The sequence below is a fragment of the Pseudorhodoferax soli genome (genome assembly GCF_003337555.1).
Lineage (GTDB): Bacteria > Pseudomonadota > Gammaproteobacteria > Burkholderiales > Burkholderiaceae_C > Pseudorhodoferax > Pseudorhodoferax soli.
Genome location: NZ_QPJK01000001.1, coordinates 96,091 through 110,416, shown reverse-complemented (window position 1 = coordinate 110,416; position 14,326 = coordinate 96,091). Strand labels below are relative to the sequence as shown.

The 14,326-nt window shown below is 72.1% G+C and carries 11 protein-coding genes; 4 read left to right on the top strand and 7 right to left on the bottom strand.

What is annotated here, in order from left to right; all coding sequences use genetic code 11:
* Positions 1-6 precede the first annotated feature (6 nt).
* From hpaH to DES41_RS00450, 5 genes are read right to left on the bottom strand one after another with little or no spacing between them, the layout of a single operon-like run.
* Complete coding sequence (gene hpaH, locus DES41_RS00470) at positions 7-819, bottom strand: 2-oxo-hept-4-ene-1,7-dioate hydratase (protein ID WP_114464930.1); 813 nt, start codon at positions 817-819, stop codon at positions 7-9.
* Positions 816-1,694 (bottom strand): fumarylacetoacetate hydrolase family protein, encoded by an 879-nt coding sequence (locus tag DES41_RS00465; protein ID WP_114464928.1) that lies wholly within the window; start codon positions 1,692-1,694, stop codon positions 816-818. The genes hpaH and DES41_RS00465 overlap by 4 nt, the downstream gene beginning before the upstream one ends.
* Positions 1,691-2,578 (bottom strand): amidohydrolase family protein, encoded by an 888-nt coding sequence (locus DES41_RS00460; RefSeq protein ID WP_114464926.1) that lies wholly within the window; start codon positions 2,576-2,578, stop codon positions 1,691-1,693. Before DES41_RS00460 ends, DES41_RS00465 begins: the two co-directional genes overlap by 4 nt.
* Positions 2,579-2,580: 2 nt before the next feature.
* Positions 2,581-2,994: a RidA family protein gene (locus DES41_RS00455; protein ID WP_114464924.1), complete on the bottom strand. Its 414-nt coding sequence runs from the start codon at positions 2,992-2,994 to the stop codon at positions 2,581-2,583.
* A 2-nt stretch (positions 2,995-2,996) separates the two neighbouring features.
* Entirely contained in the window at positions 2,997-3,968 is a 972-nt protein-coding gene (locus DES41_RS00450) for a Bug family tripartite tricarboxylate transporter substrate binding protein (RefSeq protein ID WP_114464922.1), read from the bottom strand.
* 207 nt (positions 3,969-4,175) lie between these two features.
* On the opposite strand from DES41_RS00450, the gene DES41_RS00445 reads away from it, so the two are divergent.
* Together DES41_RS00445 and DES41_RS00440 are read left to right on the top strand one after the other, a co-directional pair.
* Positions 4,176-4,796: a flavin reductase family protein gene (locus DES41_RS00445; protein ID WP_114466759.1), complete on the top strand. Its 621-nt coding sequence runs from the start codon at positions 4,176-4,178 to the stop codon at positions 4,794-4,796.
* Positions 4,793-5,602, top strand: a complete 810-nt coding sequence (locus DES41_RS00440) for an IclR family transcriptional regulator (protein WP_114464921.1) — start codon at positions 4,793-4,795, stop codon at positions 5,600-5,602. The genes DES41_RS00445 and DES41_RS00440 overlap by 4 nt, the downstream gene beginning before the upstream one ends.
* Here the strand turns inward: DES41_RS00440 and pbpC are convergent.
* Positions 5,550-7,703, bottom strand: a complete 2,154-nt coding sequence (gene pbpC, locus DES41_RS00435) for a penicillin-binding protein 1C (protein WP_114466758.1) — start codon at positions 7,701-7,703, stop codon at positions 5,550-5,552. The genes DES41_RS00440 and pbpC overlap by 53 nt on opposite strands.
* Before the next feature lie 60 nt (positions 7,704-7,763).
* Between pbpC and DES41_RS00430 the strand changes: the two genes are divergently transcribed.
* Together DES41_RS00430 and DES41_RS00425 are read left to right on the top strand one after the other, a co-directional pair.
* Positions 7,764-8,015 carry an antitoxin gene (locus tag DES41_RS00430; protein WP_114464919.1) on the top strand — a complete coding sequence of 84 codons (252 nt, stop codon included), beginning with the start codon at positions 7,764-7,766 and terminating at the stop codon, positions 8,013-8,015.
* On the top strand, positions 8,012-8,446 hold the full coding sequence (locus DES41_RS00425) for a type II toxin-antitoxin system VapC family toxin (RefSeq protein ID WP_114464917.1): 435 nt from the start codon (positions 8,012-8,014) through the stop codon (positions 8,444-8,446). The genes DES41_RS00430 and DES41_RS00425 overlap by 4 nt, the downstream gene beginning before the upstream one ends.
* Before the next feature lie 8 nt (positions 8,447-8,454).
* On the opposite strand, the gene DES41_RS00420 is transcribed toward DES41_RS00425, so the two are convergent.
* On the bottom strand, positions 8,455-14,304 hold the full coding sequence (locus DES41_RS00420) for an alpha-2-macroglobulin family protein (protein ID WP_245965528.1): 5,850 nt from the start codon (positions 14,302-14,304) through the stop codon (positions 8,455-8,457).
* Between the last annotated feature and the right edge of the window lie 22 nt (positions 14,305-14,326).

The window sequence follows — 14,326 nt, the reverse complement described above, 5'->3', positions numbered from 1 at the left end:
GTTCGTTCATCCGAAGTGGCACGACACCGTGCCGAATTCACCATAGTCCGCAACGATGGTATCGCCCTTGGCCACCTCGATCGGCCGGATGAAGGAGCCCGCCAGCACCACCTCGCCGGCCTGCAGCGTCACGCCGTGGCGGTGCAGCCGGTTGGCCAGCCAGGCAATGCCGTAGCCGGGGTGGTTCAGCACGCCGGCGGCCAGGCCGGTCTCCTCGACCTCGCCGTTCTTGCTGACGATGGCGCCGATGCGGCGCATGTCGGCATCAACCAGTTGGGGCTTGAACGGCCGCCCGCCCAGCACCAGCGCGCAGTTGGCCGCGTTGTCGGAGATGGTGTCAAGCACGGTGCGCGGCTTCTTCGTGGCCGGGTCCACGCGGTGCATGCGGGCGTCGAGGATCTCCAGCGCCGGCGTCACGTAGGCCGTGGCGTCGAGCACATCGAACAGCGTGCAGTCCGGGCCCGCCAGCGGCTTGTCGAGCACGAAGGCCAGTTCCGCCTCGATGCGCAACGCCAGGTAGCGCTCGGTGGGGATCACCGCGCCGTCACGGAAGAACATGTCGTCCAGCAGCACGCCGAAGTCGGGCTCGTCGATGCCGACCGCGCGCTGCATGGCCTTGGAGGTCAGGCCGATCTTGTGGCCCTTGATGCGGCGACCCGCGCGCTGCTTGAGCGCCATCCAGGCGGCCTGGACCGCATAGGCGTCCTCGATCTGCATGCCGGGATGCTGCAGCGAGACGATGGGGCAGGGCTGGCGGGTTGCTTCCGCCTGCTGCAGCTGCGCGGCAATGGCCTCGATGACGGTGGTGTCGAGGCTCATCGCAGCACCTCCTCGTCGCGCACGGGGTTGGACAGCGTGCCGATGCCGTCCACCGTGACCTCGACACGGTCGCCGGCCTTGAGGAAGCGCGGTGGCTCGAAGCGCACACCGGCGCCGATCGGCGTGCCGGTGGCGATCAGGTCGCCGGGCTTGAGCGTGATGAAGGTCGACAGGTAGGTGACCAGGTGCGCGAAGTCGAACATCAGGCTGGCCGTGGTGTCGTCCTGGCGCAGCTCGCCGTTCACGTGGGTCGTGAGGTGCAGCTGGCCGTAGCCCGCGGTGAACTCGTCGGCCGTGACGATCCAGGGGCCGATGGCGCCCGAGCCCTGCCAGTTCTTGCCCTGCGTGACGTTGAACTTGGCGTGGTGCACCCAGTCGCGGATGGTGCCCTCGTTCATGATGGTCAGCCCGCCGATGGCGGCCAGCGCTTCCTCGCGCGACGAAGCGCGGCGCACGGGGCGGCCGATGGCGATGACGATCTCGCCCTCGTAGTCCAGCTGCTGCGACTCGGGCGGCGCCAGCAGCGCCTCGCCGTGGCCGACGAAGGAGTCCGGAAAGCGCACGAAGATGCTGGGGTGCTGGGGCAGCGTGCTGCCGTCCTTGTATTCGGCGTTGCGGTGCGCGTAGTTCACGCCGATGCACAGGATCTTCTCGGGCTGCTGCACGGGCACCAGCAACTGCACATCGGCCAGCTGCAGGTCCGGCCGGGCATCGGCCAGTGCCGCACGCGCCTGCTGCAGCGCAGCGTCGCCGCCTTCGAGCAAGGCCTTGACCGAGGCGATGCCGGGCAGCCGGCGCGCGAGGTCGACGATGCCGCCATCGACGGCGGCGCCCCAGCGCACGGTGCCCTGGGAACGGAAGGTGAGGAGTTTCATGGGGTGTCGAAGCCGAAGAAGGTGGCGGGGTTGCTGACCAGCAGCTTGTGCAGCGTGGCTGCGTCGGGCGCGAAGCGGTAGGCCAGTTCCATGAGGTCGCCCTCGTTGGGCGGCTGCTTGACCGAGACCGGGTGCGGCCAGTCGCTGCCCCAGACGCAGCGCGCGGGCGCGGCGTCGATCAGCCGGCGCGCGAGCGGCAGCACGTCGTCCCACGGAAAGCCCGTCCTCGAGGTCTTCTCCGACAGCGACAGCATGACCCAGAAGTTGCCGCGGCCCAGCAGCTCCACGAGCTTGGCCAGGCCGGCATCGGCCTCGCCCTTGGCCAGGTCGGGCCGGCCCATGTGGTCGATCAGCACCGGGATATCCAGCTGCTCGAAGGCCGCGATCTGCTCGGCGATGCCGCTGGCCTCGGGCTGCACCTTCACGTACCAGCCCATCTCGCGGCAGCGGTCGAAGGCGCGTTGCTGTTCGGCCGGCGTGAGGCTGATGCCGAGGCCGGCGCGGGTGAAGCGTGCGCCGCGCACGCCGGCGTCGTGCAGACGGTGCAGGTAGGCGTCGTCGCGCTCGCTGAGTACGACGGCGTTGGCACAGGCCACGTAGTTGCGCGGACCCTCGCCGTTCAGGCCGGCCAGCGCGTCCAGCACCACGGTGTGGTCGGCGCCGTAGGTCGTGGCCTGCACGATCACGCCGCGCTGGATGCCCAGGGTGCGGTGCAAGGCCTGCGCGACCTGCCAGGTCGCGGTCGGCATGGTGTAGGCCGCGCCGGGCCGCACGGGGTACTGCGCGGGCGGGCCGAACACGTGGAACTGGCTGTCGCAGGCCAGGGCCGGCGGCAGCGGATGGGGGGCACGCGGCTGCGGGTCGAAGGGCAGGTAGTCGGGCATGGTCAGGCGATGTACGCGGTGAAGTCGCACTCGATGAGCTTGCCCATGTCGAGTTCGGCCTGCATGGTGTGGCGGGCCGGGCGCGTGGCGGCGTCGGGGAACATCTCGAGCCAGGGCGCGTTGAGCGCGGGCCGCTGCGTGCGGTCCTGCATCCAGACCGTGAGCTTGACGATGTCGTCCGTGCGGCCGCCGGCGGCCTCGACGATGCGGCGCACGTTCTCCAGCATGCAGCGGCACTGCGCCTCGATGCCGGCCGCCGGCTTGCCCGTGGCCGGGTCGTTGCCCTGGATGCTGCCGCTCATGAGCAGCGGCCCGATGCGGCAGCCCGCGGGGATGGGGTTCTTGTGGCTGAAGCCCTCGACGTAGATGCTGGTGCGGCCCGGCGGGGCGGAGCGCGTGAGGCGGGTGTTGTCCATGTTCACTCTGCACTGATGTTGGATTGCTGGATGACCTTGGTCCATTGCGCGTCCTCCTTGGCGAGGAACTGCCCGAACTGCTCGGGCGTCATGGCGCGCGCTTCGGCGCCCAGGGTCGCGAACTTGTCCTGCACCGCCTTGTCGGCCAGGATCTTCTGCAGTGCGGCCGAGAACTTCACGACGATGTCCTTGGGCGTCGCAGCGGGCGCCATCACGCCCGTGAAGGTCTCGGCGCTGAAGCCCGGAAAGCCCGATTCCGCCAGCGTGGGCACATCGGGCAGGCTGGCCAGCCGCTTGGCCGAGGTCACGGCCAGCGCGCGCGTGCGGCCCTGCTGGATGAAGGGCTGGGCCACGGACAGCTGGTCGAAGTTGAAGTCCACCTGGCCGCCCAGCAGGTCGGTGGTGGCCGGCGCGTTGCCCTTGTAGTGGGCGGTGGTCCACTTGGCGCCGGTGGCGCTCTGCAGGTATTCGCTGACGAGGTGGTTGGTCGTGCCCGCGCCGGGCGATGCCATGGTGATGCGGCCTGGCGCGCTCTTGGCAGCGGCCAGGAACTCGGCGAAGGTCTTGTACGGCAGCTTGGGGTTGACCTGCAGCAGCAGCGGCGTGAACGAGACCGAACCCACGGGCGTGAAGTCCTTCTTCCAGTCGTAGGCGGCGCGGCGAAAGATGATGGGCGAGAACAGGATGGGGCCGTTCGCGCCCATGAAGAAGGTATAGCCGTCGGGTGCCGAGCGGGCCACGTGCTCGCCCGCGATCAGGCCGCCCGCACCGGGCTTGTTGTCGACGATGAAGGGCTGCTTGAAGATCTGCTGCAGCTGCTCGCTGATCACGCGCGCGGCGCTGTCGACGTTGCCGCCCGGCGGGTAGGGCAGCACCAGGCGCACCGGTTTGTCGGGCCAGGCCTGGGCCTGGACGGGGGTGGCGAACGTGCCGAAGGCGATGGCCGAGGCGGCGAGCAGGGGCAGGGCTTTCATCCGATGTCTCCTTGTGTTGGTGCGAAGCGGGAGCGGCGCCGGAGGTGGCGCCGCATGGCCTGGACTCTACGGACCGGGCCGGATTTGCTGCAACGCAATAACTCGAATTTGTTCCACACTATGGACGTTTGCACGATGTGGCGCTCGCCGTGTGGCGCGCTGCGTCCGGACAATGCGGGCATCCCATTCACCGAGACAAGCCAGCGCATGCACATCACCGCCGACTCCCTGAGCCCCGAGGCCACCTACCGTCTGCTGTCCGGTGTGGTCGTGCCGCGTCCCATCGCCTGGATCACGACGCTGAACGAGGAAGGCGTGGTCAACCTCGCGCCGTTCTCGTGCTTCACCTTCGTGTCGAACAAGCCGCCCATGCTGGGCGTGAACATCGGCCGCAAGCGCGGCACGCGCAAGGACACGGGCGCCAACATCCACGCCATGCGCGAGTTCGTGGTCAACATCGGCCACAGCGGCCAGTTGCACGCCATCCACGAGAGCAGCGTCGAGCATGCGCCCGATGTCAGCGAGGCCGAACTGCTTGGCTTGGCCACGGCGCCCGGCACCACGGTGCGCACGCCGCGCCTGCTGGATGCGCCCGTGGCCATGGAATGCCGGCTCGACCGCGTGATCGAGTTCGGCAGCACCGGGGCCGAGTTCATCGTCGGCGAGATCACGGTATTCCACCTGCGCGACGGCCTGTACCGCGACGGCAAGGTGCAGACCACGGAACTCGACCCGGTGTGCCGCATCGGCGGGCCGAACTACGCGACGCTGGGCGAGATCGTCACCTTGCGCGCCGTGCCGCAGACGGCCAAGGCCGAGATGCCGTGAGCGTCGATGCGCCCGCCCGCAGCACCGACGGCGCGCAGAGCATCCGCCGCGCGCTGGCCGTGCTGCGCATCGTGGCGGCGGGCCAGGAACTGGGGGTACGCCTGGTCGACGTGGTGCGCGCCTGCGGCCTGAACCGGCCGACGGCGCACCGCATCCTGCGCGTGCTCGTCGAGGAAGGCGCCTGCGAGCAGGACGCCGCCACGCGGCGCTACCTGATCGGCGGCGAGGTCGCGCTGCTCGGCCTGGCGCGGCGGGCGCGCTTTCCGCTGCGCGGCCTGGCGGAGCCGCACCTGCGCGCGCTCGGCGAATCGCTGGGCGACACCACCTTCCTGACCATCCGCAACGGCGACGACTCCGTGTGCCTGGCGCGCTGCGTCGGCAGCTACCCGGTCAAGGTGCTGTCCATCGAGGTCGGCGCGCGCCGGCCACTGGGCGTGGGCGTCAGCGGCCTGGTGCTGCTGGCCTCGCTGCCCGAGGACGAGATGCGCGAGGTGGTGCAACGCAACCGCCAGCGCCTGCTGGCCATGCAGATCGATCCCGACGAGCTGCTGCGCCGCGCCGAGCGCGTGCGCCGGCAGGACCATGCCTTCGCAGCTGTGGGTGTGGTGCCGGGCTCGCGCGCCGTGGCCGTGCCGGTGCGCGACCCCGAGGGCCGCACCGTTGCCGGCATCGCCGTGGCGACGATCACGGCGCGCATGCCGGCCAGCCGCGTGCCCGAGGTGGTGCAGGCCATGGCGGCCGAGGCCGCCGCCATCACGGCCAAGCTGGCCGGGCAGGCGCCGCCGCGCCGCCGCGCGCCGGCTTGACGGCAGCCCCGCGCACCTCGATCCGCACCTGGTCGAGCACCGTGCCCCCGGCATCCACCAGTTGCAGCTGGTGCCGGCCCGGCCAGGGCAGCCAGGCCAGTTCGCGGCCGCGGCCGAGCGGCTTGCCGTCCATGCGCCAGCGCGCGTCCGGGCCCTGGGCGCGCAGCCACAGGCGCTGGTGGGCGGGCGGGATGTCGGGGTCCAGCGCAAGGATGCTGCCGTCCACGGGCGCCAGGATGCGCGGCGTGGCGGCGCGGTCTTCCCTGGTGCCGGCCAGCGCGAACAGTGGCTGCGCCGTACCGGGCAGGAACCACTCGCGGCGGGGGGCCTCCAGCGCATCGCCGAAGCGCACGGCCGCCTGCTCGACACCGGCCGGCGCGCGCGGCGCGCGGCCGGGCGCCTGCCGGTGCAGCTGCTGCATGAGTGCGGCCCAGATCGGCGCCGCGCCGCTGGTGCCGCTCACGTCCCACATCGCCGCACCGCCGGCGTTGCCGACCCACACGCCCACGGTGTAGCGATCGGACCAGCCGATGGCCCAGTTGTCGCGCATGTCCTTGCTGGTGCCGGTCTTCACGGCGGCCCAGCCGCGCGTGGCCAGCACGCTGTCGGTGCCGAAGGTCATGGCGCGCGCCAGCGGGTCGGCCAGGATGTCGCCGACGATGAAGGCCGCGCGCGCGTCGAGCACGGGCGGGCCGGGCGCAGGGCGCGCCCCGGGCACCAGGCGCACGGGGCTGGCGCGGCCGCCGTTGGCCAGCGCGCGGTAGGCGTTGGTCAGCGCGAGCAGCGAGACCTCGGCGCTGCCCAGGGCCAGGCTGGTGCCGTAGTGGTCGCCGCCGTGCGCCAGGGCCAGGCCCAGGGCCTGCAGCTGCCGCGCGAAGGCATCGGGCGACACCATCACCAGCGTGCGCACGGCCGGCACGTTGAGCGAGGAGGCCAGCGCCGTGCGCACCGAGACCCAGCCCTTGAAGCGGCGGTCGTAGTTCTGCGGGATGTACAGGCCGGCCGGTGTGGCGATGTGCGTGGGCGCGTCCTCCAGCAGCGAGGCGGCTGTGAGCCGGCCCTCGGCGATGGCCTGGGCGTACAGGAAGGGCTTGAGCGTGGAGCCGGGCTGGCGCAGCGCGAGCACGCCATCGACCTCGGCCGCGCGGCTCAGCGCGCCCGAGGAGCCGACCCAGGCCAGCACCTCGCCGCTGGCGTTGTCCAGCACCACAAGGGCGCCGTCTTCCACGTTGCGCCCGCGCAGTTCGCGCAGGTGCTGGGCCAGCTGCTGCCGGGCGAAGCGCTGCAGGCCGGCGTCCAGGCTGCTGCGCAGGCTGGCGCCGCCGGTGCCGTCTTCGTGCAGCAGCCGGCGGGCGAGGTGCGGGGCGATGCCTTCGCTGGCCGGCCAGCTGCGGCGCTGCAAGGCGCCCAGCGTCAGCAGCTCGAGCCCGGCGCAGTCGGCCGCGCCGGTGCTGTCCTTGAGCACCGTGCAGGCTCGGCGCGCCACCACGGCCGGCGCTGCGTTGGGCCCGCGCACCAGCGCTGCGGCGATGGCGGCTTCGCGCGCATCCAGCCCGTGCGGCGCCTTGCCGAACAGGCTGCGTGCGAGCGCGTCGATGCCGACGATCTCGCCGCGCAGCGGCACCAGGTTGAGGTAGGCCTCCAGGATCTGGTCCTTGCGCCAGCTGCGCTCCAGCCGCTGCGCAGCCACGGCCTGGCCCAGCTTCTGGCCGACGCTGCGGCCGCCCGGGCCGGCGCGCCAGTCCTCGTCGAGCAGGCCGGCCAGCTGCATGGTCAGCGTGGACGCGCCGCGCGTGCGCGTGTTCCACAGGTTGGCCCAGGCCGCGGCCGAGACCGCGCGCCAGTCCACACCGCTGTGCTGCCAGAAGGCCTGGTCCTCGCTCAGGACCAGGGCCGTGCGCAGCGCCGGCGAGACCTCGGCCAGCGCCACCCAGGGGCCTCGCCGCACGCTGGCGTCGGTGCGGACGCGTTGCAGCACCTGGCCATCGCGCGCCAGCACCAGGGTTTCGGATGGGCGGTGCGCGGCGCGCACCTCGTCATAGGAGGGAAGGGCGTGCGCAGTGGCGCTGCACGCCAGCGCAGCCAGCAGCGCAACAGCCATCCCCTTGAATGCCATCGGCATGGTAGATATCATGGAAGATATCGTCCGAAGGGGTTCCACATGCAGACAGCCAAGGTATTTGTCACGGGCCGCAGCCAGGCGGTGCGCCTGCCGCGGGAGTTCCGCTTTGCCGAAGCGGAGGTCTTCATCCGCCGCGACCCCTTGACCGGCGACGTGGTGCTGTCGCGCAAGCCGGCCGACTGGCAGGGCTTTCTCGACGTGGTGGCGCAGACGCCGGATGTGGACGATTTCCTGGCCGAGCGCAAGCAGACGCACACGCGGCGCGACCCTTTCGAGGGTTGGGGCAAATGAGTGCAGTGGCCACCGTGCCGAACTTGCCGACCGGCAGGCGCTACCTGCTGGACACCAACATCGTCAGCCATGTCATCCGGGCGAAGGACGCCAGCTTGCTGGCGCGCGTCGCGCAGACGCCCATGGGACGCATCGCCATCTCCAGCGTGAGCCTGGCAGAACTGGAATACGGATGGCAGCGCGCAGGTCGCCCGCCGGGCCTGCGCCTGCGCATCGACGCGTTCGTGCAGCGTGTGGATGTGCTGGTCTGGAATGACGATGTCGCCCGGTGCCATGGAGAAGTGCGGGCCGCCTGGGAGGCCCGCGGCGTCAGCCTCGCAGACCTGGACATGATGATCGCGGCGCATGCAGTGGCCATGGACTGCATCCTCGTCAGCCGCGACCAGGCCTTCGGTCACGTGCCGGACCGTCTGGTGCTGGAGGTCTGGTAGGGCCTTCTTCACGGCGCCTGGACCTTCACCCGCGCGTTCGGCAGCTCGCCGAACATCTCGGGCGCGTACATGGCCTCCACGCGCGTGGGCGGCAGCGCGAACTCGCCCACGTTGTTGAGCCGCACCGTGTAGCTGGTCTTGACCTCGCCCTTGGGCAGGAAGCCGTAGTAGCTGCGGAAGGCTTCGAAGCCGCGCTCCTCGAAGGCCGGCCAGGCGTTGCCGCCACGCCGCTCGCCCTGGGTGGCAATGGCCGAGTCGCGGCCCAGGCCGGTGCCCAGGATGGTGGCGCCGCCCGGCACGGGATCGGACAACACCACCCAGCTCATGTCCTGCGCGGCCGTCACGCTGAGCTGGATGCGCAGGATGTCGCCGCGCGTCCAGCGGCCGGGCTGGGCCTGCTCGACGGGCACGACCTCGCGCACGATGCGGTAACCGCCATCGAAAGGGGCCTTCACTTCCACCGCAGCCAGCGACTGCAACGTGAGCCAGGGCTTGCCGCTGCCTTCGTGCGTGGCCTGCAACGTCGCGGCGGCCGTGCCGGGCCACGGCAGGAACTGGGCCGGTGGTGCGCCCTTGGCCGGCCAGTCGGCGCGCACGCTCTCGCTGCCCAGCTGCGCGCGCGTGCTGCCGCTCACCGGGTCGGCCTCGTACTTGGCCGAGAACTTGCGCAGCGCCAGGCTGCCCCACAGGTTGGCCGTGGTGGTCTGCCAGGCGCCGCGCTGCTGCCGCGCGATCAAGCCGCTGGCCAGCCGGCCCATGTCGGCCTGCCAGCCGGCTTCGTTCTGCGCCACCAGCAGCAGGCGTGCGGCATTGGCGTCGGTGTTGGCCATCAGCCACCACCAGGCGTCGCCCTGCTCGGTGGAGAAGCCCACCCGGGTGCCCGAGAACGCCAGCCGCGTGCGCAGCAGCTGCTGTGCCTGTTCCAGCCGCTGGGCGCGCTGCGGCACGTCGCTCACGCGCTGCAGGATCTGCACCCAATCCAGCAGCGCGTGCGTGGGCCATTGCTCGGGCGCGATGGTGAGGCTGGCCAGCAGGCGGGCCGGCGCGCGGCCGCTGCGCGACAGCGCTTCGAGGGCAGCGAGCTTGCGCACGTCCAGGTCCGCGCGCGGGCTCCAGAAGCTGCGCTGCAAACGGCCTTCGACGAAGGCCAGCAGGCCGTCCTCCATCTGGCGGCGCTGCGCCTCGGGCAGCGCGAAGCGCGGGTCGAGCGCGGCCGCCTCGTGGCTCACGGCCAGCAGGTAGGCCGTCAGCGTGTCGCTGCCGCGCGCGGCCTCGCCATCGCGCGGTGGGAAGTAGTTGGCCAGGCCGTCGCTGTCCAGGTAGGTGGGCAACTGGGCCACCACGCCTTTCCACATGGCTTCGTCCTCCAGGCCGAGCGCGCGGCTGGCGCTTTGCTCCAGGCAGCTGTAGGGGTAGCGCTGGAACCAGTCGCGCACACCCGGCAGGCCATCGGCCAGGCGCGGCTGCAGCGCGAGCGAGAGGCCGCCGCGTGGCTTGCCGTTGGTGGCCAGCGCCTGGGCCGGCGGCTGCACGGGCTGCGTGAACGGCCCGTCCAGTTGCACCAGCGTGGCCTGTTGCACGGCGATGGGCACGGCCGGCACGATGCGCTGGCTGACCTTGAGCGCGTCGCGCGCGTTGCCCGACAGGTCGCGCGCCTCGACCTCCCACAGGATGGACTCGGCGCGCGTGTGCGCCAGCTGGGTCGGTGCCACCACGTCCCAGGTGGCTTCGCGCGCCTCGTTCGGCGGGATCTCGATGGTTTGCTGCGTCAGTTCCAGCAGCGTGGCGCGCGGCTTGAACTCCACCCGCATGGCCTTGGCCGTGGTGTTGCGCAGCGTGAACTGCGCGCGGAACCGGTCGTCCTCGCGCACCAGTGGCGGCAGGCCGCTCAAGATCTGCAGGTCCTGCGTGGTGCGCACGCTGGCCTGGCCGGTGCCGAACAGGGCCTGGCCGCTGTCGGCCACGGCGACGATGCGGAATGTCGTCAGCGCGTCGTTGAGCGGCACCTCCACCGTGGCCTGGCCCTGCGCATCCAGCACCACGCGCGGGTTCCACAGCAGCAGCGTGTCCAGCAGCTCGCGTGTGGGGTTGCGGCCACCGCCGCCGCCGGCCGGCACCGCCTTGCGGCCGTAGTGGCGCCGGCCGATGATTTCCATCTGCGCGGTGGCGGTCTGCACGCCCCAGGCACGGCGCTGCAGCATGGCGCCGAGCAGGTCCCAGCTGTCGTTGGGGGCCAGTTCCAGCAGCGCCTGGTCGACGGCGGCCAGCGCCACCTCGGCGCCCGCGGCCGGCTTGCCATCGGGCAGCCTAGCCGTGATGCGCACCTGCACGCGTTCGCGCACCTGGTAGCTGGCGCGCTCGGGCTGCACCTGCACGTCGATGCGGTGGGCGCGCGTGCCGACCTTCAGTTCGGCCACGCCGAGCCGGAAGGCCGGTTTGGAGAGGTCGACCATCGCGCTCGGCGCCACCACCTCGTTGCGGCCGGTCCAGAAAGCGCTCCACCAGCTGCGCGGCGCCTTGTAGCCCCAGGTGAAGAACGAGTACCAGGGCACCTCGCGCAGCCGGCCGCGCAGCACCAGCGCGCTGACGTAGACGTTGGGACCCCAGCCTTCCTGCACCTTCAGACGCAGCGTCGGATCCTGCCCGCTGAGTTCCACCACCTCGTGCCACAGCACACCCTCACGCTCCACGGTGACCAGGGCCGTGGCCTGGCGGAACGGCATGCGCACCTGCAGCGCCACGGTGTCGCCGGGCTGCACCTCGCGCTGCTCGGGCAGCAGGTCGATGCGGTCATGGTTCTCGCCGCCGAACCACAGCTCGCCCTGGCGCGTGACCCAGACCGAGCTGGCCGCCTGCACGCTGCGGCCGGCGTCGTCCTTGGCCGTGACGACCAGCTCGACCTCGCCGCCCTGGCCCAGCTGGGCCTCGCACAGCAGCAGGCCGCGCGCGTCGCTCTTGCCGCTGCAGACGCTGCCCAGGTCCTTCGTCTCGCGCTTCGTGTCGTAGGTGTAGAAGCCGCCGACCATGCGCTTGCGGCTGGTGGTGGCCACATGGGCCTGGGCACGCACATCCAGCGCGACGCCGGCCTTGGGCTTGCCGTTGAGGTCGAGCGCCAGCGCCTGCAGCTGCACCTTGCCGCGTGCGGAGACCCAGCCCTCGGTCTTGAGGCCGGCCACCACGCCGGCCGGCCAGACCGTGTGCGTGCCGCGCAGGGTCTGGATCTCGCCGTTCGGGTCGGCATAGCGGGCTTCCAGCAGCAGCTCCTGCGCGCGCGGCGCGGCCGGGATCTCGGGCAGCGCCACGCGGCCCGCGCCCTGGGCGTCCAGCGTCACGGGCAGCTTGTTGGCGATCACGCGCGGGCCGTTGCTGGCCTCGGATTCCTCCTCGCCTTCGTCGGAGTTGCCCTGGCGCCGGTCGCGCGGCGGCGCGAAGCTGAAGGCGTCATAGCCGTCGAACTGCAGCCAGCGCTCGCGCAGCAGCGCCGAGACCTCCACCGGCAGCTTGGCCGCGCCGCCGCCGGCCACGTAGTTGACCTGCACGTTGGCGGCCAGGGCGCCCGGCTGCACCAGCGGCCCGCTGGTGTTCGCGCTGGCGGTCGGCGCGATGCGGCCTTCCATGACGGGCAGGCGGAACTCCTCCACGCGGAACCGGCCGGATGCCAGGCTGCGCTCGGCCTCGTTCTCCGTGCCGACCAGCTCGATCTGGTACTCGCCGAGCTTGGCGGCGGGCGGCAGCTTGAAGCTGCTCTGCGCGCTGCGCCCGCCCGTCGCCGTGTCGCGCCAGGCCAGCGGCTGCTCGAATTGCTGGCCGCTGCCCACATGGGTGATGCGCAGGGTGGCCGGGCGCCAGGCGGCCGGCGCCAGGCCGGCGCTGGTCTCGGTGCGCAGCAGGTGCTTCATGCCCACGGTCTCGCCGGCGCGCAGCAGCGTGCGGTCCAGGATGGTGTGGGCGCGCAGGTCGGGTGCCACTTCCTGGCTGGTCGGCAGGTCGAAGCGCCAGGGCTCGATGCCGCGGTTCCAGTCGCTGAAGGTGAAGGCCAGGTCGTCCACGCCGTCGGCACCCCGCGCGCGCGCCGTGACGAACCAGGCGGCGGCACCTTCGTCCTGCGCGCAGGACGGCGGCTCGGGCGACAGGCCCTGGAGCTGCACCACGCCCTGGGCATCGGTCTGGCCACTGGCGACGGCGCGGCCGCGGCAGTCGCTGACGGCGACGCGCGCACCGGCCACGGGCTTGCCGCTGTCCAGTGCCGTGACCCAGGCCAGCGCGTTCTCGCGGCCGAGCTTGAAGTGCACGCCCAGGTTGGTGACCAGCGCGGCGGTGCGCACGACCATGGTCCGCTCCGGGCCGTAGCGCTCGTCGAGCAGGGCCGCGCCCAGCTGGCGCGAGGCGATCTCGACCACGTGGAAGCCTGGCGCCATCGGGATGCCGACCACCTCGAAGGGTCGCGGGTCGTTGCCATCCGGCGTGGGCAGTTTCAACTGCTGCACGCCGTTCTGGCCGGCCAGCAGCGACAGCATGCGCGACTGCACCCAGCCCTTCTGGTCGGGGTCGACCACCCGCGGCAGCGGCTGCCGGAGGTCGGCCGCGGCCTGCTTGCGCTCGACCTGGAAGCGGTCGTAGCGCTGCACCTTGCGCCACCATGCCAGGATCTCGGCATCGCTCTCTGGCCGCAGCGTGGCCACCTGGCCATCGGCGATGCGCAGCGCGCCCACGCCGGGCGCGGCCTCGATGCGGCGCACCGTCACAGGCAGCAGGGCAGGGCCGCCGGGTTCGGCCAGGCGCTCGACGATGCCGAAGGGGCGGGAGGCGAACTTGGCCAGCGGCGGCATGGCGCCCGTGCGCACGGCCAGCGGGAAGGTGTCGGCGTTGTCCAGCGGGCGGTCGGAGGCGTCGCGCAGCTTGCCCGGCAGCGTCAGGGTGTAGGCCGTGCCTTCCGTGAACGGCGGGTCGAAGCGCAGGCCGTCGACCAGCGCATCGGTGCTGTCGTCGATCTGCGGTGCGATGCTGCGTCCGCCGCCCTGCAGCCGGGCGGCGGCGGCCTGCTCGCGCGGCAGCGGTGCGGTGAACTGCAGGCGCAGCGGGCGGATCGGCAGGCAGTCGGCCTGGGCGTTCTCGCGTTCGCAGCTGAAGCTGGCCGTGAAGGGGGCGCGCACCGTGAAGTCGAAGCGCCGCTCCACGCGGTTGGCCACCCCGCTGGGTGTGGCCACGCCCGGGCCGTACACGATCTGCAGGTCGGCCGAAGCGGGCAGGCGCCGGTTGCAGGCCAGCGTCTGCACCGCCAGCGGCGACTTGGCGGCCTCCTCCTCGAGCCGGCGCGCCTTCAGCAGCGCGGCCCGGTCGGCGCCCTCGACCAGGCGCACGGGCACGCGTTCGCCCACGCCCTCGACGGCGCACCAGACGTTGGCGCGCACGCTGTCCAGCGTGGCCGGGCCGTTGAGCCGCAGCACGAAGAACTGCTGCTCGTCGACCTGGCCGCCATAGGGCCAGGTGCTGCGCACGACCGGGCCGCCGGTCTGGAACGTGAAGCGGGTGCGGCCCGTCAGCTCGAGGCCCGACGCCGCCGTCAGCTCGCAGCGCTGGCCCGGGGGCAGGTCGTTCTCCAGTTGCCAAACCCATTCGCGTGCGTTGTTCCAGCGGCCCGTGCCCCGGCCTGCGGCCTCGTCGGCACAGCGCACGGTGGCCGGCGCGGGGGCGCGTGCATCGCCGAAGCGGGTGGCGTCCTGGTCGAAGCGCACCACCACCTGGCGCGCCTGGGCGACCTCGCCCTGCGGCGTGACGGACGTGATCTGCAGGGCCAGGGCGGCCGGCGCGGCGAGGGCCGCGAGCAAGAGGGTGGGAAGCAGGGGTTTGAGCGTCACGCTGGCGGTCCTTCAATCGGCC

What these genes read in the sequence shown, in the direction of transcription:
- hpaH (WP_114464930.1), bottom strand. Translation starts at nt 819, where the DNA reads ATGAGCCTCGACACCACCGTCATCGAGGCCATTGCCGCGCAGCTGCAG.
- DES41_RS00465 (WP_114464928.1), bottom strand. Translation starts at nt 1,694, where the DNA reads ATGAAACTCCTCACCTTCCGTTCCCAGGGCACCGTGCGCTGGGGCGCC.
- DES41_RS00460 (WP_114464926.1), bottom strand. Translation starts at nt 2,578, where the DNA reads ATGCCCGACTACCTGCCCTTCGACCCGCAGCCGCGTGCCCCCCATCCG.
- DES41_RS00455 (WP_114464924.1), bottom strand. Translation starts at nt 2,994, where the DNA reads ATGGACAACACCCGCCTCACGCGCTCCGCCCCGCCGGGCCGCACCAGC.
- DES41_RS00450 (WP_114464922.1), bottom strand. Translation starts at nt 3,968, where the DNA reads ATGAAAGCCCTGCCCCTGCTCGCCGCCTCGGCCATCGCCTTCGGCACG.
- DES41_RS00445 (WP_114466759.1), top strand. Translation starts at nt 4,176, where the DNA reads ATGCACATCACCGCCGACTCCCTGAGCCCCGAGGCCACCTACCGTCTG.
- pbpC (WP_114466758.1), bottom strand. Translation starts at nt 7,703, where the DNA reads ATGGCTGTTGCGCTGCTGGCTGCGCTGGCGTGCAGCGCCACTGCGCAC.
- DES41_RS00430 (WP_114464919.1), top strand. Translation starts at nt 7,764, where the DNA reads ATGCAGACAGCCAAGGTATTTGTCACGGGCCGCAGCCAGGCGGTGCGC.
- DES41_RS00425 (WP_114464917.1), top strand. Translation starts at nt 8,012, where the DNA reads ATGAGTGCAGTGGCCACCGTGCCGAACTTGCCGACCGGCAGGCGCTAC.